This window comes from Synechococcus sp. UW106 (assembly GCF_900474015.1).
Taxonomy (GTDB): domain Bacteria; phylum Cyanobacteriota; class Cyanobacteriia; order PCC-6307; family Cyanobiaceae; genus Parasynechococcus.
Window position 1 is genome coordinate 442,418 of record NZ_UCNV01000008.1, and the last position, 22,668, is coordinate 465,085.

The following is a 22,668-nucleotide window of genomic DNA, read 5'->3' on the forward strand; positions in this document are numbered from 1 at the left end:
GATGCCCCTCAGAGCTGGGTTGCGCACGCGATGCGCGACCCGGTACAGATCGAAGGTGGGGCAACGAGGGCCTGACGCTTCAGATCGCGGAGGCGTCGGAGCTCAGCAAGATTCACGTCGTAAAACGACCGCAGTCGCGAATATTTTTTGACGGGCTGGCCGTAGTAGCTGCGACCAGCAAGAGTGGGAAATGACGCCCACTCAGGAGCCAGCTTGGCAGCGAGGGTTGGGCTGAGCACGCCGCTGTCGGTCAGAACAAGTGCTTTACGGCGCTGAATCAAAAACAAAGCGCCCTGATCTTGAGCCTCAGGACCAAACCCCCGTACACCGATGCTGCGTTGGACAAGGTTCCAGGTGAACGGCATGAACTGGTAGGCCCCGGCGGCAGCACTGGAGTAGCGGGAGCTGTAGATCACGCGATTGGGATGACGGTCGAGAGAGGGCATCAAGCCACCACCGAACATCACCCGATAGCCAACATCCAGACCACCTTTCCAGGTGCCTTCAGCGAAGCGAATCGTGTTGAGCATTGCCCGACGTTCGGGCGTAATCACGTAGGGAATTGCCAGGCTGGGCTGGACTTCGGGGGTGTGAACCAACTGCGCCCGCGAGGCAGGGGGCAGCAAGCTGGCTTGAGCGGGCAGAACAGAACAAACTGCAGGCAGAACTCCGACGATCACGGCCGCTGAAAGCGTCTGACGACCGATGAATGCAGAGATAGCCATAAAAAGCGTTCAAAGAGCATGCCCTCAAAAGAGGACGAGAAGCACATCAGAAGCGGATGAGGTGCTCAGGCGGAAAAAATTTCCACTCGCGGTGACTTTGTCGAACCAAAGGTTCAAAGCAATAGGTATATATGCCAGTCAAACAATTGGACAAGCCATCAGCGTGGGCGCGAATTGGCGCGAAAAAGATTCTTTTAACGCTGAAAATTAAAAATGCTTTTCAACCCAGCTCACCAGTGCCAAAGCGGCTTCTTGAGCCCCTAATGCAGAAAGAGGTGCCTCCGTCGGCGCCAACAAAGGCTGGTCCAAGTGCCATGCTCCTGCGTCCAGCTCCAGCCGGCTGAGGAATCGGTGCTGACCGTGCCGTTGCAGGCCATCCATCAAGGCCGACGCTTCAGCAAATCCGCTGCGCTCAACCACGTGAAGCCCAACACCCTGGGCCATCGCCTCACAGAAGCTGCTAAATCCCGGCTTCCCCAGAGAACGGGCACAGCGGCCGAGCACATCGACAGGACGCACCCCCTCCGGCAGAACTGTGAGATTGGGGAGTTCAGCCAGCTCAGGCTGTTGCGAGGCCGTGGCTGAGGCCGGAAGTAGGAAATGGTGGTTGGGCCAAAGCTGAAACAGATCACTGCGAAGGGACAGGCCGATGCCACCGAACCCAACAAGAACCAGGGGCACATCAATGGAATCCCAAAAAGCCTCCAGATCCGCCGGGATCGCTCGCGGCGTACCGCAGACCAACCCGAGCCTCCGTTCAGGCAGGCCCCAGTTCATCGGCAGATCAAACGGACAGCGCAGCAACAGATCACCACGGCGATAGGCCATGGCCGCGGCCTCAGCACGCCGTTGAAACGAAGGTCCCAAGGGGGCATAGATGTCATCCCATCCGAAATTGCTCATCCAGACCAGAGGTGCATCCACCCGCTGGGACAACGCTGCCGCAGCGGGGGGGATGTCCCCGAGGACCAGCACCGGCTGCCCCTGCGACGCCGCCCAGATGGCTTCAGCCTCAATCAAGGCCGGCAGCCTTTGCTCCAGCTGATCAAGAGCAGTGAGTGTGGCGGCGCGATTCACACCGAGGGCATCGGCCTGCACCATGCCCACATCCCACCGACAGGAGCGTTGCTGAATGGACGAATCCCCCAGCAGACGCTTCAGTACAGGGGGTGGGAGCCCCGAACTCATGACCAGAGTCCACTCGGGACGCAGGCGTCGAAGCTCCTGCAGCACTGCCGCATCCCGAGCCGCGTGGCCAAAGCCATGGCTGCTGCTGCAGGTGTAGATCAGCACGACGAGGGAGCATCCATCGACAACTGCTCCTGATGGATTAGCTCAGCGTCTGAGGTGTACCAACGATGGGCCAGCTGAGTCAGCTGGGGGCCCTGGAATTCAGCCCAGGAGAGATGCATAAGGGGCCGATCTTGGCCATCAAGCCCGGAGCGCGGCACGCAGGCAGCATTGATCAGTGCCGTTCCGTGGCGGTGGCGCAGCAGGTTCTGCCGGAGACCGGAGCCCCGTTTGAGGGCATGGTGCATGTGGCCGAAAATCACCAGATCTGCAGGTCGATTCCGGGCCATGCGATCCAAGGCGAGGGCAAGATCCTGATCACCCCAGTCAACAGCTGGCGTTTTCCAATCCCGACCACAGGGACTGGCTGCATCCGATCCCAGCCCCGTGGGACCGCAATGGGCCATCACGATCAAGGGCTGATCGGCGGGCACATCTGCCGCGGCCTGAACGATCCGATCGGCGGACGCCTCAAGCGACACCGGGCCGTACACCGCCTCCACAGCATTTGAGAGATGAAAACCACCTCCCGCACTACAGGGACGTGCACCGACAATCGTCAAGGGGAGCTCCTGCCATTGGATGGCCCGCCAAGCACAGTGAAGATCACCGAGTACAGCTAGTTGCTGCTCAAGGACGCCCCCACTGCGATCCCGCCCACGATCGTGATTCCCCAGGATCACGGCCACGGGAAACGGAAGACGCGTGATCCTGCGCGTCAGGCGCAGGTCGCCATCGGAGAGATCACCAACGAAGAGAACAGCATCGGGCTTGAGGATCTGCAGAAGCTGCTCGTCCGCATCGCCCCAGGCGCCATGCAGATCACCAGCAATGGCAAGTCGCAGGTGCGTCAGAGCGGATGCCTAGGCTGTGTTCATCCTGCCCTGAACCGGTCCTGATGAGCGCTGACACCGCCCTTGTTGCGGCGATCAACCGGCTTCGCGAAGACCGCAATGCCGTGATCCTGGCGCATTACTACCAGGAACCTGAGATTCAAGACATCGCCGATTTCGTTGGCGACTCACTGGATCTATCGCGACAAGCTGCCAGCACCGATGCAGATGTGATCGTGTTCTGCGGTGTGCATTTCATGGCAGAGACCGCCAAGATTCTCAGCCCAGAGAAAACAGTTGTCCTTCCCGACTTAGATGCCGGTTGCTCTCTGGCGGATGACTGTCCTGCAGACGACTTTGCCCAGTTTCGTTCGGAACACCCCGACCACTTTGTGGTGAGCTACATCAACTGCACAGCAGCAGTGAAAGCGCAGAGCGATTTGATCTGCACCAGCAGCAATGCAGTGGATCTGGTCAATCAACTACCAACGGATCAGCCGGTTCTGTTCGCTCCAGATCAAAACCTGGGGCGCTGGGTGCAGCAACAGAGCGGTCGAGACCTAACCCTCTGGCCTGGACGCTGCATCGTCCACGAAACATTCAGCGAAGAAGCCGTGCTTGCGCTTAAGCACGAACATCCCTCAGCGGAAGTCATTGCCCACCCTGAATGCCAGCAGAACCTGCTGGATCTGGCGGACTTCATTGGCTCCACCAGCAAACTCTTGAACTACGCAGAACAAAGTGCCTCTCCCAGTTTCATCGTTCTGACGGAACCGGGGATCCTGCATCAGATGCAGCAACGGGTTCCAGAGAAAACGTTGCTCGACGTCCCTGGGCTGGATGGCTGCAGCTGCAATGCCTGCCCTTACATGCGGCTCAACACCCTTGAGAAACTGAAGGCCTGCCTGGAAACCCTCACGCCTGCAATCGACATGGATGAAACCGTGCGCCTGAAGGCCCTGAAACCCATGCAGCGCATGCTTGAAATGAGCCGGTGAAACCGGATCAGGCGACCATCAAAGGTTTTCAGCAATGGTGTGGACTGGGCACGGCGGTGCTCCTCGCAGCCTGCTCAAACATGAGCGAGCAAGAGAGGAAGGCGTTCCTCTGTGAGGAATGGGGTCGAGGCACAAAAAATGTTGATCAGCTCAAGGCGACCTACTCCATCGCCACCGGCAAGCAGTTCAAACTCCGATCGGGCGGACCTCGAACTGGAGTCAGCTACATCGACGGTGATCTCAAGCAGCTTGCCCGTGAGGTTGACACAGCCTGCGACGTTCAATCCATCGGATTGGAATAGATTTTCAAGTCAAAAAACATCGTGTCGTGAAGCACCCTGTGAGCTGTTCGAAGACTATGGAAATCCTGGCCTTCTTGGCAGTCATCACATTGGGTTCATCGATGAAGGTTTCTGCGCAAACCTGGAATCAACCGATCCCTGAACCAGCTACAGAATCAACACAGTTAACGATTGAACTCGCCGAGCAACTCAACAAGATCGGGGCCAAATTTTTTGGTGCGCACTGGTGTCCTGCCTGCAAGGAGCAGATGAAACTCTTCGGCAAACAAGCCGGACGCGAGCTGAACTACGTGGAATGCGATCTCCCCGACAAATATCCAGACCAGCTCAGCCAATGCAGGGATGAAAACATTCGATCCATACCCACATGGACGCGGCCTGGATCAACGCGGCTTGAGGGCGTTCAATCGATCAACGCCCTCGAACGCTGGAGTGATCTGAAAACACCCCAACAGAATTGATTACTTCTTACGGCAATAACCAGCGCCAACATTCATCCATCCGGAAGGGCAGGCTTCACCGTTGGTGGGCATCATCTCGTAATAGATTGGTGAGACACATGTCGTGCCCAAGGTGTTGACATAACCCAGGGGGCACTGGTTATGGCCTTGGGCCTTGGGAATCTTCTTCTGGGCCAGGGCGGAACTGGGAACAGCCAAAGCCGAGGCAAAGAGAGCGGCAACGAGCAGTTTCATCGCGATGACAACAAACGCGATCAAACTACGGGACTTTCAGACTGTCTGCAGCGATCAGCAGCGGGGCTTGATCGAACGCACTCCCGAAGGGTTGTACTGCCGAGCAGCGAAGGCCTGGGTCGACCCATGGCGCCCAGTCCCCAGGGCTCTGATCACCCACGCCCATGCCGATCATGCAAGGCCCGGATGCGGAGAGTATTGGGCTGTGGCGTCCAGTGAAGGGGTTCTTCGCCAGAGGCTCGGACAAGACATCACGCTTCACCCGGTGGCCTACGGCGAAGAACTCTGGCTCGGCCAGTGCAAGGTGTCGTTTCACAGTGCAGGACACGTGCTCGGCTCAGCGCAGATCCGCCTGGAATCCGAGGGTGAAGTATGGCTGGTCAGCGGTGATTACAAGCGTGATGACGACCCCAGCTGCGATCCCTTTGAACCGGTGCGCTGCGATGTGCTGATCACCGAAGCCACCTTCGGAATGCCGATCTATCGCTGGCAAAGCGGGGAGCAGGTAGCCCAAGACATCCATGCCTGGTGGAGCGGTGATCGCAGCAGGCCGTCACTGCTGTTCTGCTACGCCTTCGGCAAAGCCCAACGCTTGCTGGCTGAGCTCAAGGCCATCGGCGTGGAGGAGGAAGTGCTGTTGCACGGTGCCGTGGAGACCGTGACCCGTCACTACCGGGATGCTGGGGTTCCCATGACCCCCAGCCGTCCCGTCAGCGAACTGCCCCGCAAGGATCCGCTCCATGGGCGACTGATCCTGGCGCCGCCATCAGCCCATCGCTCCAGCTGGATGCGCCGCTTCAAGTCACCCCAAACCGCCTTTGCCTCCGGCTGGATGGCCGTGCGCGGAGCCCGACGCCGCCGGGGCTATGAGCGAGGGTTTGTGCTTAGTGATCACGCCGACTGGCCTGGACTGATCCAGACCGTTCTAGACAGCGGCGCCCGTAAGGTGTACGTCACGCATGGACAGAGCGACGTTCTGGCCCGATACCTGCGGGAGGTGGAGGGTGTGGATGCGGAACCGCTGGAGACCCTGTTTGAAGGGGAAGCGGACTAAAACTTGGCGACGCCGTCGGGGAGCTCAGGAAGGTTTAGGTTCGCTTCACGGCCGTCGATCGCGGCATTGAGCGACTCGATCATCATGGCGTTGCCGCTGTCTTTAACGGCCTCAAGCGCCTTCTGAAGACGACGACGACGGTCGGAAGGATCATCCGAAGTACCAGAGCCAGCCACGGGGGTCACGACAGCCTTGGCTGAGGCGCTAGCGCGCACGTTGCTGAGTTGTTGCGCCAGGTTGTCCCAGAGGAGTGCCATCCAGCTGATTCAAGAAGCTGTCGCTCAGATCAACACAGGTCTCCACCGGATTTCCAGCACTGCTCACAAAATGTCTTGTCAGGATGGCGGGGCTTTTTCTCCATTCCGTTCAAGCGCGCATGCGTGCCTTTCAGGACCTGTTCAATCAGCTGGATCAGGTCACGGGCACCAAGGCCAAGGTGCAGGCGCTGGTGGATCACTTTCAGGAGGTCGATCCAGCGGAAGCGGCTTGGGCGTTGACGCTCCTGTTGGGCAAGCGCCGCCGCCGCTTGATCACCGGTCGCCGCCTCCGCGACATCCTGCGTGAGCGCGGCGGTCTTCCGGATTGGCTGATCGACGACTGCTACGGCCAAGTGGGCGACTCAGCTGAAACCATCAGCCTGCTCTGGCCCGCCGTGCAAGAGCGCGTTGAAGCCACGGATCCAGGCCTGCCCAGCGGTGAGGGGGACATGCCCCTCAGCTGGTGGATGGAAACCCTGCTGCCGGCCATCAGCGCCAGAAGCGACGACGATCAGGCCAATGCGGTGATCTGGCTCTGGCACAGGATCCCGCTCGACCAGCACTTCATCGTCAATAAGTTGCTCACGGGGGGGTTCCGTGTCGGCGTGTCGACAGGCCTGATCAGCCGAGCCATTGCCGAGGCGTTTGATCTCGAAGAAACGCTGGTAGTGCAACGGCTGATGGGCGGGTTTGAGCCCTCCGCTGAGCGATTCGTTCAACTCACCGCCCCTGCGACGCCGGATGAGCACCGCTCCAGTGGCACGCCCTACCCGTTTTATCTCGCCAGTCCCCTGGAACCCCAACGGCTTCGGGAGACATCGGTGAACGATTGGCAACTGGAGTGGAAATGGGATGGGATCCGCGGCCAGTTGATTCACCGCGGTTCAGGGGTTTATCTCTGGAGTCGTGGGGAAGAGCTCGTCAACGACAGCTTTCCTGAGCTAGTGGATGTCGCCGGGGCCTTGCCGTCCGGAAGCGTTCTGGACGGTGAACTGATCTGTTGGCAGCAGAACGAGGCAACACCGCTTGGCTTTGATCAGCTGCAACGACGTCTCGGCCGCAAAACCGTTGGAGCGACGTTGAAAAGGGAATGTCCGATGCGATTCATTGCCTATGACCTACTGGAACATCAGGGCATCGACATTCGCCAGCAGGCATTGAGGCAGCGCCAGAATCAGCTAGCTGACTTGCTCGGCAACATCGAGCATCCCGAATCGTGGCGGTTGCAGCAGAGCCAGTCCTGGTCGATCGGCACCTGGGAGGAGCTGGATCAACAACGCAACCAGGCCCGCCAGCACAACGCCGAAGGGCTGATGCTCAAACACGCGGAGTCGCCGTATCTGAGCGGACGCAAACGCGGCAACTGGTGGAAACACAAGCTGGAGCCGATGACCCTCGATGCTGTGCTGCTCTATGCACAGGCCGGCAGTGGGCGTCGCGCCAACCTGTTCACCGATTACACCTTCGGCCTCTGGACCAACACGGCAGAGCCGCAGTTGGTGAGCTTCGCCAAGGCCTATTCCGGCCTGAACGATGCCGAAATCCTTGAGCTCGATCGATGGATCCGGCGCAACACGCTGCAGCGCTTCGGCCCGGCGCGATCGCTCAAAACCGAATTGGTGTTTGAAATCGGCTTTGAGGGCATCCACCCGTCAAAACGCCACAAATCGGGCATCGCTGTGAGGTTCCCGCGAATCCTGCGCTGGCGCCGCGACAAACCCGCAGAGGAAGCGGATTCGTTGAAAACAGCAATGGCCTTGATCCAGAACCGCTGATGGCAGCTTCAAACGCCAAGGCCGAGACAGAAGCCAACGACCCACGGTTGAGCCCAATCAAGGCATGGTTCGCCCACAAAAACTGGACCCCTCTCCCGTTCCAGCATGAGACCTGGAGCGCCTATCTGGCCGGACGAAACGGGTTGATTCAAGTGCCCACAGGGTCAGGCAAAACCTTCGCCGCTGTGATGGGACCGATCGCACGGATGTTGGCAGACGACCAGCCGTTGAAGGGAATACGTCTCCTCTACATCACGCCATTGCGGGCCCTGAGCCGCGACTTGTCGCTGGCAATCCGCGAACCGATCGAGGCGATGGGTTGGCCGATTCGAGTGGGCATCCGCAATGGCGACAGCAGCAGCAGCGAACGCACCAAGCAGCTCAAAGCACCACCGCAGATTCTGGTGACGACTCCAGAGTCTCTCGCTCTGCTGCTGAGCAATGCCAAGGCGGAGGAGCTGTTTGGCCAGCTTCAGACGGTGATCCTTGATGAATGGCACGAATTGATGGGCAGCAAACGGGGCAGCCAGACGGAGCTTTGCCTGAGCTGGTTGCGCCAGCTGCGCCCCCAACTTCAGACCTGGGCCATTAGTGCCACCATCGGCAACATCGACCAAGCGGCACGCCACGCCCTCGGAACAGGAGGAGAACCGCAGCTCATCAAAGGAGCCCCGGCCCGCGGTACGGAGATTCAGAGCATCCTCCCGGAAACGATCGATGGCTTCCCCTGGGCCGGGCACCTCGGGTTGCGGATGTACGAAGAGCTGGTGGCCCGCCTCAATCCCGGGATCAGCACCTTGCTGTTCACCAACACCCGCAATCAGTCAGAGCGTTGGCACCAGTGTCTGCGCTTTGCCTGTCCGGAGATGGAAGAGGGGTTGGCCCTTCACCACAGCGCCATCGATCGCAGCGAACGTGAAGCCATCGAGGCCTCCGTGAAAGCCGGCAGCATCCGTTGGGTGGTGTGCACCAGCTCTCTTGATCTGGGGGTGGATTTCCAACCCGTCGAACAGGTGGTGCAGATCGGAAGCCCCAAGAATCTGGCGCGACTGCTGCAGCGGGCGGGGCGATCAGCCCACTTGCCCGGCGGAACATCCCAAGTGCTGTTCATGCCCACCAATGCCCTGGAACTGCTCGAGCTCAGTGCTGTGCGTCGGGGACTCGCGGAAGGTTTGGTGGAACAACGCAAACCTCCCAAAGCTCCTCTGGATGTGCTGCTGCAGCACCTCACAGGTTTGGCCTGCGGCCCTGGCTTCAATCCCGAGCAGACCTTGAAAGCCGTGCGGAGCTGTGCGGCCTACGCCGATCTGAGCCAACACGACTGGGACTGGTGCATGTTGTTTCTGGAGCAAGGCGGGGAGTGCCTCGGGGCCTATCCCCGGTACCGCAAGCTCGAGTGGGAGGCGACCAACCAGCGATACCGGGTTCGAGAAAGTGCCATCGCACGCCTGCACCGTCTCAACGTCGGAACGATCACGGCTGCACCGGCGATCACAGTGCGGTTTGTGCGTGGTGCCGTGCTCGGACATGTGGAGGAGACCTTCATCAGCCAGCTGAAACCGAAAGATGTGTTCTTCTTCTCCGGACGCCAGCTGGAATTTGTTCGCCTGCGGGACATGACCGCCTACGTGAAGGTGAGCACCAAGAAAACGCGCACGGTTCCCGCCTGGGCTGGGGGGCAGATGGCGCTCTCCGATCTGCTCACCCATCACCTGCGGCTGGAGGTGGACCGCGCCAGCCGCGGGGATCTCGACAACGCTGAACTGCAGGCTTTAAAGCCCCTGTTTGAACGGCAACAGGACCTCTCCGTGCTCCCAACGGTTGGACAACTCTTGCTCGAAACCTGTCGCACCCGGGAGGGAACGCATCTCTTCGCTTACCCCTTTGAAGGTCGCTTCGTGCATGAAGGCATCGGCTTTCTCTGGGCTTCGCGGCTGACCCGTCTGGAACGCGGCACCATCACGGTGTCGGTCAACGACTACGGCTTTGAACTGTTGGCACCGAAGAGCTACCCCATGGCGGAGCTGCTGGAAGACCACATCGATCTGCTACTCGATCGACAAAAGCTGGAGCACGATCTGAAAAACGCCCTGAATCTTTCCGAGCTGCAACGGCGACGCTTCCGAGCCATTGCCCAGATCGCTGGCCTGATGAACCGAGGATTCCCCGGATCAAGCAAGAGCACGGGGCAGCTTCAAATCAGTGCGTCACTGCTCTTCGATGTGTTCACCCGCCATGAACCACAAAACAGGTTGCTGCTGCAGGCACAACAGGAGGTGCTCAACGACCAGTTAGAGATCTCTCGACTGGAGGCGGCCTTGGAGCGTGCTGCGAGCCAGGAATGGCTGCACGTTGAAACCCCGAGGCCCAGCCCGCTGGCGTTTCCGCTGCTTGTGGAACGCCTCAACAACAGGATGAGCAATGAATCCGTTTTAGAGCGGGTTCAGCGGATGAGAGAGGAGGCACTCCGCAAGGAGGGATAGTGATCAACGAGCAATGCGCTTGAGTGTCTGAACAGGTGCTTTGAAGACTGCTTCTGCCGTTGCAGTGAAGGGCTGTATCGATGGATCGCAGCGCCTGGAAGCGGGCAGAACGAAGTTATTGCAGCTGTTCTGAGCCCCTATGACAAGCATCCCAGGTCGAGACACCCCCCGGCATCGATCCACCAACGTGCAGAGTGAAGGCATGGAACAGCCGAACGCTCGACAACTCCGATCACTTCGGCTCTCTGCTTTAGCCCGTGATAACAGGGCAGTGGCTGAATTAAATGCACGAATCTCAAACTCGCCTGACTACCTGGTTGAGGAGTTGATGAAACGCCATGGGTGGCCTGCTCACGAAGCCATCTGTGCAGTCCAACAACTGCAGGAGAAAGCTTTCCAAGAGACCGCAGACCACTCAGCGGCTTGATCGAAGGGTGACCAAGGGCTGGCATTTTGCGTACAAGTGAACGGGATGCGGAATAACCGGGATGTGGAATAACGATGAGCTGCAAACGATTACAGCTGCCTACGCCGTGAGGCTCAGCCCATCAGCATGATCAAGCTGCAGCCCAATGAATTGGAAGAGCGAGCCCTGGCACTTCAGAACTGATGACTGAACCAACCAAGCCCAGAGCCCTGACCTATACGGAAATGATGAATGGGGGCCGTCAGCACCTTGATGATGCTGAACATATCCGCGAGCAAGAGCTGGAGAAGAAGGTCGTCGACCTAGAACGTCATGTCGATCACTTGGAACGAGCCCTTAAGGACAGCGCAACACCAAAGAGGGACGCCTCCCTTCCTGAAGAAAAAAGGGCATAGCGCATTTGTTTGTTCATGCTTGAACCCTTGATGTGATGAAGGGTTGAGAGGCCAGCCCATCAGGACAGGAATGGGTTGAACACTCCTATGTCTCGCTTCCGTCATCCCTGTCTCGATCACATCACCGGGTACGACATTCCCAGGGCTGTGCCTAGAGCGATCGTTCCCAGTACAAGCAGCAGCATCAGCTTCATTGTTCGTCCCTAAGAAAAAACCTCCCTGGAGGGGGAGGTTCAAATGAAGTGTCCACTCATGTTGCGCCTAAGGAGCGGTGGTGAATCACGAGGTCAGTGAGCCCTCACCTGATGCTTTGAAAAATCGTTTGAAGCAACTCGTGCTGATCACAGGAAGGTCGCCAGATTGATGAACTTCACAGGCATTCATGGCCATGGGGCACAGGGGAGCTGAGCTAACGAAAAGAGGCCAGCTTTTCCCTTGCAGCTTTTAAGGCTTCCTCGCAAGCAGCACGATCATCGTTATCGATGTCACCTTGGCTGCCGTTTAAACGCGACTCGAGAAAGGCGATCTCGTCAATCCAATAGTCCTTGTCCTTGTTCTGTTGATCCATCACTCCCTGAGCAGAAAACTCCAAGCCATCATCGAGCACAAAGAGGAAGGCCGCCCTCCCCGATGGAAAGACGGCCTAACTCGCTCGTTTATGCATTGCAGTCGACCTAATCAGTGATGCTGGTTCCGTGAAGCGAGATGCTCAGTCGAACGACAGTGAACTGAAAAAAGAAGGTCGAAGCGTCTGGCTTTTAGCAACCCTGGGGCCATTTGAACCAGGTGTGAAGCGGAACTCCTACGGGGCACCTACGCACGGTGCAGAGGAGTGTCGACTGATCAGACGACCAACAGTGTCGTCACAGACGAAGTGCTCACGTTTGGGTTGAAAAGTTGGAGCAGGGGCCAAAAAAGTCAGGCTGCTTCTGCGGTTTGCTCAGGTGGAGTGTCGGCCGTCATGGGCTCCTCCGATCTCGATGCACATACTCTCGTCACTGGTGGAGCATCAGGCAATCAGCTGTCGTGCTCATTGCCTCCTGGGGCTATTTGTCCGATTGTGGAGGTGGCGTACCTAGCGCCTTATCCCAGAGCCAAGGTGGCAAGCGCTTGAAGGATCCGGCCTGGGGTGAGGCAGTGAAGCTTGAATAAGGTCCCTAAAGTCCGCGTCAAACCGGTCAGCAAAGGTGCAAAAGCTCGGGGAGATCAAACTCAAGCAAGTTCCGCAGCTGAACACTGCAAACAGCTCGCTTCTGATCCGGAAGCACAAAGAGGTTCTGAACCTGATGATGAGAACCTTCTCACTCGACACCTACGGCCTGACTTGGGCTCAGTTCTTCAAAGGGTTTGGTTTAGGAGGTTTGGCCGTTTGGCTGCTGATGCGCTGAGATCAGCGGTGCCTTACGGGCCTACCTCCCTGTCGCATGGACTCGAGCATGCCTTTCTCGAGGGCCGTGAGTTTTGGTGCAGGCTCATTCAGCGCAGCCTCCGCACGTGACTTGGCTGCTGCAATGAACCTGTCTGTCTTATCTCCAGAATCAAAAGCCAAAGCTTCTTAGCAAAGTGCACTCAACCTATTGATCTGAAGGAGTTGATGCTCAGGACTTAAGAAAAAACCCTGGACAAGGGTGATGCAGGTGAGGGAACCCAAGCGTGGGCAGTGCAAAGCGTGGGCAGTGGTCCCTCTAATGCGTCGTGGTGGGGCGAGCTGAGGGGCCTGCTCCTTTTTTATTGGCTGCGACTCCCATCGCAAGATCGTTGCTATCGGTTGGAGGTTTCAACCACCGAGCTGATGAGTCGTTTCCCCGTCTTTTATTGCTCTCCAGTGGGCGTTGGAGCTGGGTTCAAGCCTGTGGAAGCAACAGATGCCTATGAGGCTGAACAGATTGTTCAGCGTGAATATCCAGGCGCTGTGACCGCCTCTCTGAGTGAGCGGGTAACGAACGAAGAGGAGATCAAGCGGTTGTTTATGGACTGGCTTGAAAAAGTCTGAGCACCAGGAACGGCTGAGGGCTGGCATGAGGAGCCATCCGATGACTTTTGCGCCACCCACCTGGCTCAACATCGACGCAGACACCTACAAGCGGCTGCTGAACCGCACAGCGGTAACAATCACCAAGCGCGCCAAGAAACGAGGAGCGACCTATCAGGTGAAGGAGGCTATTGATGCCATCCATGCAGCCTTTCACCGTTGTAACGGAAGAGATCCCTACGACGGACTGCCCTTGGACGGTGAACGTCTGGAAGGCAGCCGGTGTCCGACGGTCTGCCCAGTTGGCAACGAAACCATCGCCCAATTTGAGATCCTCAGCCACCAGACCAAAGAGGCCAAGGGCACGATGAACGCCGAGGAATTCATCACCCACTGCCGCGCCGTCGTCGCCCATGCAGAAACAACGTCAACAGCAACGTCAACAGCAAAGTGATGACCACCGGAAAGAAACTTTTTCTGGTGGTGTTGGGCGGGCGTTGCAAGGGGTGCCATATCGAGCAACACGATGTGCGCTGGGTGGTGGGTGAGACCATCGACGCCACGCTGCCGACCCTGCGTCAGGAATGGATCGGTCTGCGCCGTGGCTTGCACATCGACAGCTATCGCTGCATCGACCACGTCGATGGACACTGCGTAGAGGTTGTTGAGCAGGCTCAGGATTCATCCACTGCTGATCAAGCACAGCGTCTGTGGTTCATCAACCTTGGCGCCTATGACCCCACGTCCATGGCGGAACAGCACTCGTTCGGAGTGATCGTGGCGCATTCATCCGCATCCGCAAAAGCGCGGGCTCGCCAGCGTTGGCTAAGGGGACTGGAACAGGTTCACAAGGATGATCTGCACGGTGTTCAGATGGACAGCGCACTGGATGATCTGCTGCCGATTCAAGGCAATGGTCAGTGGCATTTGAAACTGACAGCTGACCCAGATATCGAAGAAGCACCACCACATCCCGACTGGTACGGGTACTGGAAGATATGAACAAATAAGCCATTTAAACGGCAACAAGATTGAGCCCTGAATCGCTATTTTGAACCAACCAGGCAAAGGAGAATCGAGGCTGCTTCCGATGGCATAGGCACTTGGTGGAAGTGAATTGAACTGCTACATCCACAGAACAATCGCAGTTCAGCTAAAACAATCCTCCAATGAGGATGCGTCGTGTTGATTTTGATCCTCCTCCTCCTGACCAGCTCCTATGCCGGACTGTGGGCTTTGCGCTTTGTGCTGGAGCAACGCACAGACACGGAGTGAAAATCTGTCGACGAGGAGCATCCCGTCACATTTGAGCGGAAAGCTGAAATGGTTTTCCCATCCACGCTGGATAGCGTCGGATCAGTCAAACGATCGGCCATGTCGCTCGCCCAACGTCTCAGTACAGCTGTGCTTCTGATTGCAGTCGCAGGCATCGGTGTCAGCCCCGCTGCCCAGGCCCACAACGATCACCATCACCACTCCCACAAGAAGCAGAAGGCCTACAACAAGGGATACCGGAAGGGCTACAACAAGGCGGTTAAACAGACCTATCGCCCCTACTACCGCACTTACGCCCCGGTCTATGCACCGTTACGCCGGAGGTATGCACCCTTAAGCCGAAGAGTCGTTGTTGCTCCAGCGCCCTGGCTTGCTCCTGTTCGTCCCTACAACTACGGCACTCGCGTCAACGTTGGGCTTGGGTTCAATCTGTAGACAGGTTCCAATCCCCCATGTCTGATCGAGTCAGCAACGAAGCCAGCGAGGCTTGGCGTGACCATGTGCTGAAACAGGTCGTGGATTATCTGGAGACCAATCGCGATTCAATCATCGATCGATTCGAAGCCGACAACGCGTTCAACCTGAAGCGTGAGGATATCGAAGACTCCGATCTGCTCGATTTCGATGTCGCGGTCACACTGCATCGCGATAAATCATCATCATTTGGCCTTGGATTCGGATTTTTCAAGGCCAACATCATTCGATGAATCAGCTTGCAGGCTTCCAGAGAGCTTCAGGATCCTGGCGCTGCAGCGTTTCCTCAGCAAGCTTGAGATAGTAGAAGTAGCTCTGCCTGTCTTCAGATTCAGCGGCTTTGTTCATCAGGTGCAGATAGCTGAGTCGCTGGTCGCTGTTCATACGTGGTTAATAAGAGAAGGAACATTCTCTGCAAGTTGCATTGATTTCGGTATCAGAGAGAACAACTGAAACAATTCCGGGTATCCAGAAGGCACTTTTTTATTTTTTCTTTTGAAGATTGTCCAGTGATCCTGTACCAAGGATGGAATCAACAGGGCTGGAATTCCTTCGTGACAGGCGGACCACCACCAGGAGGAACGACACAGTCGGATCCTTTGGGGAGTCTGTTTTTCGCAGGCAACGGAGCACCCTTCAGCGCGGGCCTGATCTGTTGATCAGGCGACGCCCGATCCAGATCAATCTTGCCCGGCCTGATCAATTGGGACGTGACGCGATAAGCCAGGCCACCCAACAAACCAAAACCCATCGAAGCCAGGAAAACAACCAGAAGTTGACGCTGACGATTGTTCATCTCACATCTCCATCCCATTGAATGTTGGTGGGCATCGAGCTCTGGCCTGAATCTCAGTGAATGACAGAGATTTGACAGATCAAAACAGACGGCCGGATGATCCGCTTGCTGCAGCTTGAAAGATCGAAACACAGTCTCTGCTGACTCTGCTCACCCCCTTCCTCGTCTTCGGTGCGTTGTTTGTCGTCCTACTGCTGGTCTGGGACAGATGACAGCCCCCGTTGCGGGACTGTTCTGGACGCCGTACGCCGATTGGATTTACACCGTTGTCAGCCTGAGTGGTCTCATGCTGATCACCTGGTTGGTTCTCGGCCGAAGCAATAGCAACTGACCAGCCTCACGCAGCAAGCAGCTCCATCTCTGGCTGAAGCAACACATCGCGGGCTGTGTTGAACCGTGTCATCAGCGCGGGATCCCCCCCTTTGTCTGGGTGATGTTGAACAGCCAGGAGTTTGTGGGCCCGCTTCACCTGTGAAAGGGTCAAGCGACCGGTCAACGGCAAGGCAAGGCACTGTCGGGCCTGAATGGCTTCGAGACCGGGATCGCGCCCCATTGGGCATTGGTCACGTCGATGGTTCGACGTTCCTGGCTTGCGCTTTTTGCTTGATTTCCGCTTGGACGTGCTGGCCTGTCCGCCAAAGCCTTTCAATTCCTGCACAACTTGATCCCCGAAGCACGCCACAATGCCCGATCGCGTGACGCCGCTGGGAGCTCAATCACCCAGCTGCGACCACCAATGGTCGATTCGATCCGTCGAGCCATACCAACTTTGACCGAACAAGCCACCATGGGCCGTATCGGAAAGCTCGATCCAACGGGCATAGCGCAGCAGAGCCGATTGAACCGGAACCAAGCCATCGCCCTCTAAATCCGGGTCGCCCATGATCTGGCGATAGCTACGGGCGGAGGTGCGGGTTGAAAAGGTTGATGCATTTGATCCCAGAGGATCAAGCCGACCCGCAACAGCCACGTAATCCACCTGATCAGCTTCAGGGCAACCCGGAAACGCACGATCCACACGTGCCCGTAGCGGTGTGGCACGCATAGCCTGATGGGGACTGCCCAGGGTGATCAGGCGGTTGCACCGGGTTGCGCCGTTGAAGCAGCGTCCCAGGAAGGTCTGATCGACCAAATACGGCCGCAGCATCACCCCACCGGAACTGTGACCGATCAAGGTGACGCGCTCGTTCGGAGACTGGCGCTGAAGCTCGCGTACACAGGAATCGACACGGTCCAACAAGCGACACCAGCCGAAGCCCCAACTCGTTGCCAGCCAATCCAATCTGGATGCAGGCACGATGCGCACTGGAGCGCCGGTGGCTTGATGAATCCAATCGGCGAGGGGCCGATACGCCTCATCGGTAATCAGAAAACCACCGAGGATGACAACAGGCTGGGACAGGCGAGACGTGCCGGACAAGATCAGATCGTGCTGATCATTTGATCAACGCACATTGCGGGGCATCGATGAGGTCGTACCCACACCGGATTCGGCTTCCACCAGGTTCAAGAAAGGTGCTCAGTTGTTGCCCCTCTGCAGAAGCCTCAAGAACAATCTGCTGACCGATCAACACGATCCTGAACCGCCAGGGGAGAAGACCCGGAAGGGTGAAGCTCATGGTGATTGTGGTTCTCGCCTCAAGCTGCCGCAATTCAGGCCAACGTCCATCACTCAATTCCGAGAAAAGTGAAGGGATTAGAGGAGAGGTTTCTGAGCCAAGACAGCGAAAAAGGGATCACCCTTGCCACCGAACAAACCCATCACGCCTTCGGCTCGGGTGTCTTCGGCAATGATTTCCGGCTGGGGCCAGCCCTGTGCCATCAGCACATCAGCGATGTAACGCAGGTGATCGCCGTCATCACCATCGGTCCAGACCTGTGGAGCCTTAGTGAAGAACATCCGATTGGAAAACGCGACGATCACCTGACCACGGGGGCGGGTAATCCTCAACAGCTCAGCGGCGATCGGCTCCGGCTGCTGCAGGTACTGCCAACCGGCAACGATGAGGGTGGCATCGATCGACTCAGCCTCCACCGGAAGGGTCTGTTCCTGGTTCAGGTTCTGAACCCAGTGCTGATCCAAACGGGGATTGGCTTTCAGTTCATCTCCATTGAGGCCATGGCCGATGACCTTGTCGTAACTGACATCCTCCGGGAGATGGCTCACCCAACTGCTCATCAGATCCAACACCTGGGCGCAGGGGGGAATGCGCTCGCGATAGAGGGTCGTCAGGCGAGCCCGAAAACCGGCATCCAGATGATGAACAAAGCGGGGCTCGCTGTAGAAGATCGCGTCATCCGAGGAATCCAACTTGAACCGTTGCGAGTCCTCAAGAACAGAAACAACCGCCATCGATCAACCCAACTGCAGGTACCAACGCAAAGCAGCGCCGAGCTGACCTGAGATTCCCAATCCGGTCAGCTTTTCAAGCACCACCGCAGCGACGAAACCAAGCATGGCCACACGGCCGTTAAGGCGTTCCACATCGGTCAGAGCGGAACGGTTCCAGGGACGTGCTGTGGTCAGCGACTCACCGAAACGCTCAGGTTTTTCATAACGAAAAGCAGGCCGACCCATCACAACGCACAAATCCAGCGGACCTTAACCACAGTTCCGTCGCGACCGGGGTAGACACTCCACGCACCGTCGGAATCGCGTTGCTCAAGCTGACCGCTGGCGCAGTTGGCACGCATCGGCAGAACTCGGTGGGTCCACCGGTCTTGTCCTCCACGCTGGATCAACAATCCCGCCTCCACCTCGACAGCACCGCCCACGGTTTGGGGAGAGCGAATGTATTCAGCCGCTTTGAGAGATGGGGTCTCCAGTGCTTCCATGAAGATCCAACCGTTACCCGGCAGCAGGCGGCTCCGACGCGACTGCCAGACCGCCGGTTCCTCCACAGGTTGCCAATCGGCCAGGGCCGGAATGGTCCCGAAGGACAGCAGGGACGCCAGAGCGAGTCTGAACGCCAGAGAGGAAGAGACCATGGGCAAAACCATGAGGACAGAGGGATCGGAACGACTGGCGAATGCTTCAAACAGCTTCACGAAGCGTTGAAACGCAAACATGAATGAATGGTTATGGAATTCCACATGGCAGGAGTGCCAGCTTGAAACCGTTGCTCGATTCATCCATGGCCAGCATTGCTCAGGGACGGGCTGCTTACACAGTGCGCCACAAGACATCCAACGGAGAAAAGCTGGAATCGTGCTTCTACGCCACCGACGCCTTTGAGGCGCGCCTGCTGGCCATGGAGTTCAACGCTTACATCCGTCAACATCCGAACTGCATTGATTCGATTCTCAGGACGGAGGCTTGAGGGGGGCACGACGCCGCTCCACCTGAACGAAGACCAGCCAGGCCAGGCTGGCAAGACCACCTCCAATCCAATCGCTGCGGAGCAGTTCGACAATGGCGATGGTGCTGGAGCCGATGCGAAGACCCCGCAGGAGCAGGTCCGTTAGGGGAGGTGTCCGGCGCTTGTCGCGCTCCATGGGTCGGCTCCGAAAAGATGGGGAGATTGCAGAGCTCCATGATCTCAGCCGTGCCTGATAAGCCTGCCGCAGCCCTGCTGGCCCGGGAGCGCCAGATTCGCCGCGGGGGCAGCGATATTCAGATCGAGGCATTACCGGGATGCTGGATGTTGCAGCAGACCTGGAGTCGCAGCGGCGATGAGCCGGCTCCTGGCACCGCAACACTGCTGCGTTGGCTGCAGGCAAGCCTGACTCTCAAACGCTGCGATCAAGACCTAACAATCATCAATCAGGTCTGTTTGGCCGGTTTTAAGTTGCAGTTCAGTGGCAGTGCCCATCTGAAAGGTTCAAGGCCACTACTGGTGTTCAGCTTCGCGACGTTGGAGCTCTCCTGGTCTGGTCAGGTGCTGCATCGGCGAAGCCTGCCGCCACCGCCACCGCAACGTCTGCCCTTCTTTGCGCTGATCGAGCTGAACGAACAGCAGGGGACGCTGACGGCGCGTGGCCGGGGTGGGGGACTGGCTCAGTGGTCACGCCTCAAGCAGGACTCCCCATGAAGCCCGCCGTCGCCCTGGCCATGCTGCAGCGGGAGGGTCGATGGCTGCTCCAGCTGCGTGACGACATCGACACGATCATCTATCCAGGTCAGTGGGGACTGTTTGGCGGCCACCTCGAGCCGGGCGAAACAGCCATCGAAGCCGTGCATCGGGAACTTCAAGAGGAGATCCACTGGTCACCCAGCGTGGCGCTCGAGCCCTGGTTCAGCGATGACAGCGGCAACCGGGTGGCCCATCTGTTCCGCGGCCTCCTCAGCGTGCCGTTGAACAAGCTGCAGTTGAAGGAGGGTCAGGAGATGAAGCTGGTCTCCCTAAGCGAACTGCTTAGTGACTCGATATGGAGTGAGCGGCAGCAGGAGCTGCGGCCCGTCGCTCCACGCCTATCGATCGTGATTGAACGGCTGCTTCAGGAGGGCCATGACCACTGAAAGCTGGCTGGATCTCCGCAATATCGAGGCCTGGCTGGGCGGTCGCCCGGTCTTGCACAACCTCAATCTGCAACTGACGCTGCGGGAGTCGACAACGGTGCTGGGCCCCAATGGTGCGGGCAAGAGCAGTCTGGTGAAACTGATTGACCGCAGCCTCTACCCGATCGTTCGACACGACTCCCATCTGCGTCTGTTCGGCAGTGAAACGGTGAACCTCTGGTCGCTGCGCAGCCGCCTGGGTGTGGTGTCGAGCGAGCTGGAACAGCGGCTTCATCCAAAGACAGCTGTTGATGAGGTTGTGGTGAGCAGTTTCTTCGGTGCAACGCGGCTCGGTCGTGATCAGCAGCCAAACCCTGAGCAGTGGGAGCAAGCGCGTGATCTGCTCGATCAATTGCAGCTCAACGGTATCCGTGAACGCTGTTATGGAGAACTGTCGGACGGACAGCGGCGCCGCCTTCTGATCGCTCGCGCCCTGGTCCACCAACCAGAGGTGCTTGTGCTGGATGAGCCCAGCCGCGCCCTTGATCTAAGGGCCTGTCATCAACTGCTGGCGATTCTCCAAGGCTTGATCAACGCGGGAACCACGGTGGTTCAAGTCACCCACCGGGTGGACACCATCGTTCCGGAGATGCAGCGCGTGCTATTCCTCGATGGGGGAACAATCGTGAAAGACGGCTCCCCAGCTGGGTTGTTGCGACCAAAAGAACTCAGCGAGCTGTTCAAAACGCCGCTGGAAGTAGTCGAAAAGAATGGCTTCCGCCAGGTCTTGCCTGGACATGGATCAATACATCCGGAACATCAAGGTTGCAGCGGCTGATGACCCGGCGTTGCTTGATGCGTGGCTGCATGGGCGACTGGATGTTGATATTGCGAGTGCGTTTTTCGGGTCGAGCTTTGGCATCCGGCGATCACTGCGGGATGTGCGGCCAGTCAGGATCCCTCAAGACCAACTGCGGCGGGCGTTTTTCTGCATGGACTGGGGTTGCTCTGCCCCAACGGTGGCCTATCTCTGCCTGCCTGATCTAGAAGGTGCGCCAAAGGATTCGATATGGCTCCTCGATGAGTTCTATGTGGCTGCCAGCACTGCAGGGGGCCAGCGCGATTGGACCCGTGGCACCTACCTGTCGAACGCTGAACAAGCGACGGGAATCATCGAGTGGTTGAGCCGTTGGAACCTGCGCCCGGGCAGAACAAAGGTGGTGGCTGACGACGCAGTATTCAACGCAACGAGTAGTGATCGCGGGTCAACTGCTGGTGACTTCAAAGCAGCGTGTTGTCGGTTTGCGTGCCGGGAAGATGAACCAACGGGAGGCCAATGGGCTTGCCTTGGTGCGGACGATGTTGCAGGCAGCGGGCCGTGATGCCGAAACGCCGTGGCTGCTGTGGACGAAGGCGTGTGAGGGGTTGATGGCTACATGGCCGACGTTGCCAAGACATCCACGAGATGTGGAGAGGATTGCTAACGGCTGCGCCAATCACTCATTGGATGCGGCGAGGTATGGGGTGCAGTGGTGGCGAGCTAAGTGGAAGACCGGCAGGGGCCCTGCGATTCCTGGATGGGGCACACGATGAAGTTGCAGAAGGGTGATGTGGTGCGGTTAGCGCAGAGCGTGACGACGGCTGAATTTGGGCTGGCGTTATGTGATGACGAAGGGGCGGGATTGGAGAGGAGGGTGTTAGGAGCAGGAAATTCGTCGACGAGACAATTCAGAATTAGGGCGATGTCTACAACGTTGAAAGTCACGGCGACGGGGAAGTCAATGTTCATGCCCGCGGATCGAACGTGAACAGCGGAGTGGGCGCGATTGACTAAGAGAGTGCCTGCCCCAAATGGGGGAGAGGACTAGCCAGAAAATCCCTCGAACAGGGGAGGTGAGTCAAGCCAACCCAATCGATACTGAATACATGGAGAGATGAGAGTCCCTCCCGGATAAAACAAATCACTTCAACCAAATCATGAAACTCTTTGCAACCGCTCTTGCTGCAGCGACTCTTATCGCAGCACCTGCTCAAGTTCAGGCCCAGACTCACTACGGCAACGGCAACTACATCCAAGGCCACGGCAACGCGATCAATAGCAATAACAACAACCGCTATACAACTAACAACAACTATCAAACCGACTATAACTACTACGATCAGTCACAGATGCACTACAACACCAACATCAACAAAGGCGACGTATTGAACGTCAATAATGGTGGCATCGGAAGGGTCAAGATTCACACCCGCGGTTCAGACGTGAACATGTATCACTGATGGACTTGTCGGGAAGCCTGATGCCTTGTCTCAAGGGCTGAAAGCTATACAAGACCCACAAGGGAAAAGCAGGGGGCGTTGCGATTGTCGCTATCCATCTCCCGACAGAACATTCACCCCGTTGGAAGGCGGGGTTTTTTGCATCCCAGGCGAGCAGAAAGCGAATAAGTGCAAATACTTATTAAATTTTGTAATCAGT

Annotated in this window: 34 protein-coding genes; 19 read left to right on the forward strand and 15 right to left on the reverse strand. The window is 57.7% G+C overall.

Annotated features, from left to right (window positions below; genetic code table 11):
* Nucleotides 1–8: 8 nt before the first annotated feature.
* From DXY30_RS07130 to DXY30_RS07140, 3 genes are all read right to left on the reverse strand, one after another.
* On the reverse strand, nucleotides 9–725 hold the full coding sequence (locus tag DXY30_RS07130) for a glycoside hydrolase family 104 protein (protein WP_115094033.1): 717 nt from the start codon (nucleotides 723–725) through the stop codon (nucleotides 9–11).
* Between the two features lie 207 nt (nucleotides 726–932).
* The gene (locus DXY30_RS07135) at nucleotides 933–2,018 is read right to left on the reverse strand and encodes a hypothetical protein (RefSeq protein WP_115094034.1); all 1,086 of its coding nucleotides are present in this window, start codon (nucleotides 2,016–2,018) and stop codon (nucleotides 933–935) included.
* A complete protein-coding gene (locus tag DXY30_RS07140; RefSeq protein WP_371638745.1) occupies nucleotides 2,012–2,860 on the reverse strand; it encodes a TIGR04168 family protein in 849 nt (282 codons plus the stop codon). The genes DXY30_RS07135 and DXY30_RS07140 overlap by 7 nt, the downstream gene beginning before the upstream one ends.
* Before the next feature lie 53 nt (nucleotides 2,861–2,913).
* Between DXY30_RS07140 and nadA the strand changes: the two genes are divergently transcribed.
* The 3 genes from nadA (at nucleotide 2,914) to DXY30_RS07155 (ending at nucleotide 4,609) form a co-directional block, all read left to right on the forward strand.
* Complete coding sequence (nadA, locus tag DXY30_RS07145; protein WP_244281309.1) at nucleotides 2,914–3,846, forward strand: quinolinate synthase NadA; 933 nt, start codon at nucleotides 2,914–2,916, stop codon at nucleotides 3,844–3,846.
* On the forward strand, nucleotides 3,843–4,148 hold the full coding sequence (locus tag DXY30_RS07150) for a hypothetical protein (RefSeq protein WP_244281310.1): 306 nt from the start codon (nucleotides 3,843–3,845) through the stop codon (nucleotides 4,146–4,148). The genes nadA and DXY30_RS07150 overlap by 4 nt, the downstream gene beginning before the upstream one ends.
* A 101-nt stretch (nucleotides 4,149–4,249) precedes the next feature.
* Entirely contained in the window at nucleotides 4,250–4,609 is a 360-nt protein-coding gene (locus DXY30_RS07155; RefSeq protein WP_244281311.1) for a thioredoxin family protein, read from the forward strand.
* Here the strand turns inward: DXY30_RS07155 and DXY30_RS07160 are convergent, their stop codons facing one another.
* Nucleotides 4,610–4,843, reverse strand: a complete 234-nt coding sequence (locus DXY30_RS07160; RefSeq protein ID WP_115021967.1) for a hypothetical protein — start codon at nucleotides 4,841–4,843, stop codon at nucleotides 4,610–4,612. It abuts the gene before it with no gap.
* Nucleotides 4,844–4,910: 67 nt separating this feature from the next.
* Here DXY30_RS07160 and DXY30_RS07165 point away from each other — a divergent pair, with 67 nt between their 5' ends.
* Entirely contained in the window at nucleotides 4,911–5,897 is a 987-nt protein-coding gene (locus DXY30_RS07165; RefSeq protein ID WP_115094266.1) for a ligase-associated DNA damage response exonuclease, read from the forward strand.
* Here DXY30_RS07165 and DXY30_RS07170 read toward each other — a convergent pair.
* Nucleotides 5,894–6,154: a hypothetical protein gene (locus tag DXY30_RS07170; protein ID WP_115094039.1), complete on the reverse strand. Its 261-nt coding sequence runs from the start codon at nucleotides 6,152–6,154 to the stop codon at nucleotides 5,894–5,896. The genes DXY30_RS07165 and DXY30_RS07170 overlap by 4 nt on opposite strands.
* A 119-nt stretch (nucleotides 6,155–6,273) precedes the next feature.
* Here DXY30_RS07170 and DXY30_RS07175 point away from each other — a divergent pair, with 119 nt between their 5' ends.
* The 3 genes from DXY30_RS07175 to DXY30_RS07190 all read left to right on the forward strand — a co-directional run bounded on the left by DXY30_RS07175 (nucleotide 6,274) and on the right by DXY30_RS07190 (nucleotide 11,234).
* Entirely contained in the window at nucleotides 6,274–7,929 is a 1,656-nt protein-coding gene (locus DXY30_RS07175; RefSeq protein WP_115094041.1) for an ATP-dependent DNA ligase, read from the forward strand.
* Nucleotides 7,929–10,412: a ligase-associated DNA damage response DEXH box helicase gene (locus DXY30_RS07180; RefSeq protein WP_115094043.1), complete on the forward strand. Its 2,484-nt coding sequence runs from the start codon at nucleotides 7,929–7,931 to the stop codon at nucleotides 10,410–10,412. Before DXY30_RS07175 ends, DXY30_RS07180 begins: the two co-directional genes overlap by 1 nt.
* Nucleotides 10,413–11,021: 609 nt before the next feature.
* Entirely contained in the window at nucleotides 11,022–11,234 is a 213-nt protein-coding gene (locus DXY30_RS07190; protein ID WP_115094045.1) for a hypothetical protein, read from the forward strand.
* Between the two features lie 409 nt (nucleotides 11,235–11,643).
* Here DXY30_RS07190 and DXY30_RS07195 read toward each other — a convergent pair whose 3' ends face one another.
* Complete coding sequence (locus DXY30_RS07195) at nucleotides 11,644–11,802, reverse strand: hypothetical protein (RefSeq protein ID WP_170951176.1); 159 nt, start codon at nucleotides 11,800–11,802, stop codon at nucleotides 11,644–11,646.
* A gap of 1,224 nt (nucleotides 11,803–13,026) precedes the next feature.
* Here DXY30_RS07195 and DXY30_RS07205 point away from each other — a divergent pair.
* The 5 genes from DXY30_RS07205 to DXY30_RS07225 all read left to right on the forward strand — a co-directional run bounded on the left by DXY30_RS07205 (nucleotide 13,027) and on the right by DXY30_RS07225 (nucleotide 15,188).
* Nucleotides 13,027–13,227, forward strand: coding sequence for a hypothetical protein (locus DXY30_RS07205; protein WP_115094270.1), 201 nt, complete (start codon nucleotides 13,027–13,029; stop codon nucleotides 13,225–13,227).
* Between the two features lie 25 nt (nucleotides 13,228–13,252).
* Nucleotides 13,253–13,660, forward strand: coding sequence for a hypothetical protein (locus DXY30_RS07210; protein WP_115094050.1), 408 nt, complete (start codon nucleotides 13,253–13,255; stop codon nucleotides 13,658–13,660).
* Nucleotides 13,660–14,208: a DUF1543 domain-containing protein gene (locus DXY30_RS07215; RefSeq protein ID WP_115094052.1), complete on the forward strand. Its 549-nt coding sequence runs from the start codon at nucleotides 13,660–13,662 to the stop codon at nucleotides 14,206–14,208. Before DXY30_RS07210 ends, DXY30_RS07215 begins: the two co-directional genes overlap by 1 nt.
* 372 nt (nucleotides 14,209–14,580) lie before the next feature.
* The gene (locus tag DXY30_RS07220) at nucleotides 14,581–14,916 is read left to right on the forward strand and encodes a hypothetical protein (protein WP_115094054.1); all 336 of its coding nucleotides are present in this window, start codon (nucleotides 14,581–14,583) and stop codon (nucleotides 14,914–14,916) included.
* Nucleotides 14,917–14,996: 80 nt separating this feature from the next.
* A complete protein-coding gene (locus DXY30_RS07225; RefSeq protein ID WP_244281312.1) occupies nucleotides 14,997–15,188 on the forward strand; it encodes a hypothetical protein in 192 nt (63 codons plus the stop codon).
* 1 nt (nucleotide 15,189) lies between these two features.
* Here DXY30_RS07225 and DXY30_RS14060 read toward each other — a convergent pair whose 3' ends face one another.
* Together DXY30_RS14060 and DXY30_RS07230 are read right to left on the reverse strand one after the other, a co-directional pair.
* The gene (locus DXY30_RS14060; protein ID WP_170951177.1) at nucleotides 15,190–15,339 is read right to left on the reverse strand and encodes a hypothetical protein; all 150 of its coding nucleotides are present in this window, start codon (nucleotides 15,337–15,339) and stop codon (nucleotides 15,190–15,192) included.
* A gap of 148 nt (nucleotides 15,340–15,487) precedes the next feature.
* Nucleotides 15,488–15,751, reverse strand: a complete 264-nt coding sequence (locus tag DXY30_RS07230; protein ID WP_137006812.1) for a hypothetical protein — start codon at nucleotides 15,749–15,751, stop codon at nucleotides 15,488–15,490.
* Nucleotides 15,752–15,959: 208 nt separating this feature from the next.
* On the opposite strand from DXY30_RS07230, the gene DXY30_RS14565 reads away from it, so the two are divergent.
* Nucleotides 15,960–16,082: a hypothetical protein gene (locus DXY30_RS14565; protein ID WP_256359547.1), complete on the forward strand. Its 123-nt coding sequence runs from the start codon at nucleotides 15,960–15,962 to the stop codon at nucleotides 16,080–16,082.
* Between the two features lie 6 nt (nucleotides 16,083–16,088).
* On the opposite strand, the gene DXY30_RS14685 is transcribed toward DXY30_RS14565, so the two are convergent.
* From DXY30_RS14685 to DXY30_RS07265, 6 genes are all read right to left on the reverse strand, one after another.
* The gene (locus DXY30_RS14685) at nucleotides 16,089–16,304 is read right to left on the reverse strand and encodes a hypothetical protein (RefSeq protein WP_350223173.1); all 216 of its coding nucleotides are present in this window, start codon (nucleotides 16,302–16,304) and stop codon (nucleotides 16,089–16,091) included.
* A 159-nt stretch (nucleotides 16,305–16,463) separates the two neighbouring features.
* Entirely contained in the window at nucleotides 16,464–17,171 is a 708-nt protein-coding gene (locus DXY30_RS07245; RefSeq protein WP_244281313.1) for a triacylglycerol lipase, read from the reverse strand.
* A 16-nt stretch (nucleotides 17,172–17,187) separates the two neighbouring features.
* The gene (locus tag DXY30_RS07250) at nucleotides 17,188–17,370 is read right to left on the reverse strand and encodes a hypothetical protein (RefSeq protein WP_115022111.1); all 183 of its coding nucleotides are present in this window, start codon (nucleotides 17,368–17,370) and stop codon (nucleotides 17,188–17,190) included.
* A 77-nt stretch (nucleotides 17,371–17,447) separates the two neighbouring features.
* Nucleotides 17,448–18,104 (reverse strand): methyltransferase domain-containing protein, encoded by a 657-nt coding sequence (locus tag DXY30_RS07255; RefSeq protein ID WP_115094062.1) that lies wholly within the window; start codon nucleotides 18,102–18,104, stop codon nucleotides 17,448–17,450.
* Nucleotides 18,105–18,107: 3 nt separating this feature from the next.
* Nucleotides 18,108–18,329 carry a chlorophyll a/b-binding protein gene (locus DXY30_RS07260; RefSeq protein WP_115094064.1) on the reverse strand — a complete coding sequence of 74 codons (222 nt, stop codon included), beginning with the start codon at nucleotides 18,327–18,329 and terminating at the stop codon, nucleotides 18,108–18,110.
* Nucleotides 18,329–18,739 (reverse strand): hypothetical protein, encoded by a 411-nt coding sequence (locus DXY30_RS07265; RefSeq protein WP_115094275.1) that lies wholly within the window; start codon nucleotides 18,737–18,739, stop codon nucleotides 18,329–18,331. Before DXY30_RS07265 ends, DXY30_RS07260 begins: the two co-directional genes overlap by 1 nt.
* Before the next feature lie 146 nt (nucleotides 18,740–18,885).
* Here DXY30_RS07265 and DXY30_RS07270 point away from each other — a divergent pair, with 146 nt between their 5' ends.
* Nucleotides 18,886–19,071, forward strand: a complete 186-nt coding sequence (locus tag DXY30_RS07270) for a hypothetical protein (protein ID WP_114989374.1) — start codon at nucleotides 18,886–18,888, stop codon at nucleotides 19,069–19,071.
* Here DXY30_RS07270 and DXY30_RS07275 read toward each other — a convergent pair.
* Nucleotides 19,055–19,246, reverse strand: coding sequence for a hypothetical protein (locus DXY30_RS07275; protein ID WP_115094066.1), 192 nt, complete (start codon nucleotides 19,244–19,246; stop codon nucleotides 19,055–19,057). The genes DXY30_RS07270 and DXY30_RS07275 overlap by 17 nt on opposite strands.
* Before the next feature lie 50 nt (nucleotides 19,247–19,296).
* Between DXY30_RS07275 and DXY30_RS07280 the strand changes: the two genes are divergently transcribed.
* The 5 genes from DXY30_RS07280 (at nucleotide 19,297) to DXY30_RS07305 (ending at nucleotide 22,469) form a co-directional block, all read left to right on the forward strand.
* Nucleotides 19,297–19,782, forward strand: coding sequence for a hypothetical protein (locus DXY30_RS07280; protein WP_244281315.1), 486 nt, complete (start codon nucleotides 19,297–19,299; stop codon nucleotides 19,780–19,782).
* A complete protein-coding gene (locus DXY30_RS07285) occupies nucleotides 19,779–20,210 on the forward strand; it encodes an NUDIX hydrolase (protein WP_115094070.1) in 432 nt (143 codons plus the stop codon). Before DXY30_RS07280 ends, DXY30_RS07285 begins: the two co-directional genes overlap by 4 nt.
* Nucleotides 20,200–21,027, forward strand: a complete 828-nt coding sequence (locus tag DXY30_RS07290; protein ID WP_115094072.1) for an ABC transporter ATP-binding protein — start codon at nucleotides 20,200–20,202, stop codon at nucleotides 21,025–21,027. Before DXY30_RS07285 ends, DXY30_RS07290 begins: the two co-directional genes overlap by 11 nt.
* Nucleotides 20,987–21,571, forward strand: a complete 585-nt coding sequence (locus DXY30_RS14435; protein WP_244281317.1) for a hypothetical protein — start codon at nucleotides 20,987–20,989, stop codon at nucleotides 21,569–21,571. The genes DXY30_RS07290 and DXY30_RS14435 overlap by 41 nt, the downstream gene beginning before the upstream one ends.
* Nucleotides 21,572–22,166: 595 nt before the next feature.
* Nucleotides 22,167–22,469, forward strand: a complete 303-nt coding sequence (locus DXY30_RS07305) for a hypothetical protein (protein ID WP_115094076.1) — start codon at nucleotides 22,167–22,169, stop codon at nucleotides 22,467–22,469.
* The last annotated feature ends 199 nt before the right edge of the window (nucleotides 22,470–22,668 follow it).